This is a genomic window from Bacteroidota bacterium, assembly GCA_026391695.1.
In the GTDB taxonomy this organism is placed as follows: domain Bacteria; phylum Bacteroidota; class Bacteroidia; order Bacteroidales; family JAGONC01; genus JAPLDP01.
Genome location: JAPLDP010000048.1, coordinates 1 through 2,183 on the forward strand (window position 1 = coordinate 1; position 2,183 = coordinate 2,183).

Annotated in this window: 5 protein-coding genes; 4 read left to right on the plus strand and 1 reads right to left on the minus strand. The window is 36.7% G+C overall.

All coding sequences use genetic code 11. The features are described from left to right. Positions 1 to 322: 322 nt before the first annotated feature. Together NT175_07105 and NT175_07110 are read left to right on the plus strand one after the other, a co-directional pair. Positions 323 to 505, plus strand: a complete 183-nt coding sequence (locus NT175_07105) for a hypothetical protein (protein ID MCX6234480.1) — start codon at positions 323 to 325, stop codon at positions 503 to 505. Then, positions 493 to 783, plus strand: a complete 291-nt coding sequence (locus tag NT175_07110; protein MCX6234481.1) for a type II toxin-antitoxin system RelE/ParE family toxin — start codon at positions 493 to 495, stop codon at positions 781 to 783. Before NT175_07105 ends, NT175_07110 begins: the two co-directional genes overlap by 13 nt. Before the next feature lie 146 nt (positions 784 to 929). Here NT175_07110 and NT175_07115 read toward each other — a convergent pair whose 3' ends face one another. Continuing rightward, complete coding sequence (locus NT175_07115; protein MCX6234482.1) at positions 930 to 1,505, minus strand: isoprenylcysteine carboxylmethyltransferase family protein; 576 nt, start codon at positions 1,503 to 1,505, stop codon at positions 930 to 932. Positions 1,506 to 1,720: 215 nt separating this feature from the next. Here NT175_07115 and NT175_07120 point away from each other — a divergent pair, with 215 nt between their 5' ends. Both NT175_07120 and NT175_07125 read left to right on the plus strand, forming a co-directional pair. Then, entirely contained in the window at positions 1,721 to 1,975 is a 255-nt protein-coding gene (locus NT175_07120; GenBank protein ID MCX6234483.1) for a type II toxin-antitoxin system prevent-host-death family antitoxin, read from the plus strand. Continuing rightward, positions 1,972 to 2,094, plus strand: coding sequence for a type II toxin-antitoxin system YoeB family toxin (locus tag NT175_07125; GenBank protein MCX6234484.1), 123 nt, complete (start codon positions 1,972 to 1,974; stop codon positions 2,092 to 2,094). Before NT175_07120 ends, NT175_07125 begins: the two co-directional genes overlap by 4 nt. Positions 2,095 to 2,183: the final 89 nt, after the last annotated feature.

The following is a 2,183-nucleotide window of genomic DNA, read 5'->3' on the forward strand; positions in this document are numbered from 1 at the left end:
AGTGAACGTTTTTTTTCTTAATTTAGACGAAGCTTTTTCCATAGTATAAAGTATTTAGGTTAATTAAACTTTATACTAATACTAAGAAAAAAGGCTATCCCGTCACCGGGCTAAGCCCGGGACGGGATTTAGTGCAACAAACGCGTATAAGCAATGGCGGGCATTGCGGGGTGCTAATCGAAGCTTTCCAATGGCAGCTTAGTGTACCTAGACAAGTTTGCGCCCTGAACTCCGCCACTGGCCATATGCGAAAACGTTAACACCAATATTAAGGAATTTAGAAATTATCTGCTTTTATAGTAACTTTGTAGAAAAAGAGAATATGCTGACCAAAGAGAAAATTATTACTGGGATTCAGAAACTTCCTGATAATGCGACAATTGATGAGGTTCTAGATCACATTCTTCTTCTTGAAAAAATTGAAAAAGGAATTGACCAGGCAGATAAAGGTCAAGTTCTGACTGAAGAGGAAGTTGATGAAAAAATCAATAAATGGCTCGAATAATTTGGACAATTCAAGCTGCTGAAGATCTTGAGAATATTTATAATTACATTTCGAAAGATTCTTTAAAACATGCTCGGATTCAAATTATTAGGATACGGGACCGAGCTAAGATTTTAAAAAAACATCCAAAATCCGGAAGAGTTGTACCTGAAATCGGAAATGAAAGAATCCGTGAGGTGATTATAGGGAATTACAGAATAATATATAGGCTTCTTTCTGATAAAATCGTTGAGATAATTACTATTCATCATTCTTACAGACTTCTAACGCTGGATTAATATTGGTGTTAACAAGCCGTTATGCCCAATTGCTTAAAGAAAAAAAAGAATTAATTTATGGATTAACGGGTTACGCGTCAGCCGCCGCGAGGTTAGCGCAGTGAGCGCAGCGGTCGGCTGGACGCGCTTGTTGGGCGACGCATCGTTCAACCCCTTGGTTTTCTTGGGAACAACATAGGCGTTCTGGATTTGTACTCCAGGTAGGATGCTCCAAATCGAATCTCCAGCTCTCGTTCTTCATACACTTTCACGAAAAAAAACAATGCCGGTGCAAACAAGATGAGTACCCAGAGCACAAATAGCGCTGACTGAAACCAGATTCCCAATGATAGGAAAAAAGATAGACCTGCTAGCACCATGGGATTGCGCGTCCAGGCATACATCCAATCTGACACCAATTTCCGACTGAGCACAATGAAAAAGGGCGCACCGAATCCTTTTAAGGCAAGGTTTATCACTGTCAGCAAAAAAGCTGCCCCAGTAATAATAACCAGAACCAAGCCAATTACAGATGGTATTGAGAGTACCCAGCCACACCAATCTTTATAAGTGGATACCGCCCGAACGATAGGAACACCAAATGTAAAACCCAGACCAAAATGTACAAACGTCGTTGTCCAAACGGCGCGGCCTATTGTTTGGCGTCGGTCTAGTATTTTCCTACCGAGCCAAACAAGGGGGTATGTCAACAATACCCCTCCCACAATGATAGATAGATTCATTATATTTGAAAGCGGTTGATTGAGCACCCACCACCAAATAAAAAAGATAAATACCAAAAGGGCAAATGGATAGTTGCATATATATCAAATTGAAGATATTTATTAAGTAAGGTGTAATATCATTTTGTTTGTGTAAAAAAAATATCTTAAAAATTGAAACTCTTAATTTTTGTACCTATATTTGTACTTTTATATGTACAGAAAGGAGTAATGATATGTTAACAACAACGATTTCTGATTTTCGAAAAGATATTAAAAAGTATCTTGACCGTGTGACTGAGAATTTTGAAACCTTGATAATCAATAGAGGTAAAGACACGGGTGTAGTAATTATGTCCTTAGATGAATATAATTCGCTAAGGTCAACCCATCATGAATTATCATCTAAGACAAATGAGAGAAGATTAGATTCAGCAATAGAAAAATTAAAAAAAGGCTCGTCGTTTCAAAAAGACCTTATTGAACAATGAAATATATATTTGTTGACGAGTCTTGGGAAGATTATTTGTATTGGCAAAAGTCAGATATGAAGATTCTATCTAACTTTTCTTTTACAGTTAACGCACAAATAATAAGTGCATATGATTGATAATTAATATTATACAAAGAAGGATTTTGAAATTTTGGTAAAAATGTGGTGCCAAATAAAAATGCTTTAAGTATTGACTTTATTGTTTT

Bases quoted from the DNA above. Each gene is read 5' to 3' on its own strand.
- NT175_07105 (MCX6234480.1), top strand. From the start codon at position 323: ATGCTGACCAAAGAGAAAATTATTACTGGGATTCAGAAACTTCCTGAT.
- NT175_07110 (MCX6234481.1), top strand. From the start codon at position 493: ATGGCTCGAATAATTTGGACAATTCAAGCTGCTGAAGATCTTGAGAAT.
- NT175_07115 (MCX6234482.1), bottom strand. From the start codon at position 1,505: ATGAATCTATCTATCATTGTGGGAGGGGTATTGTTGACATACCCCCTT.
- NT175_07120 (MCX6234483.1), top strand. From the start codon at position 1,721: ATGTTAACAACAACGATTTCTGATTTTCGAAAAGATATTAAAAAGTAT.
- NT175_07125 (MCX6234484.1), top strand. From the start codon at position 1,972: ATGAAATATATATTTGTTGACGAGTCTTGGGAAGATTATTTGTATTGG.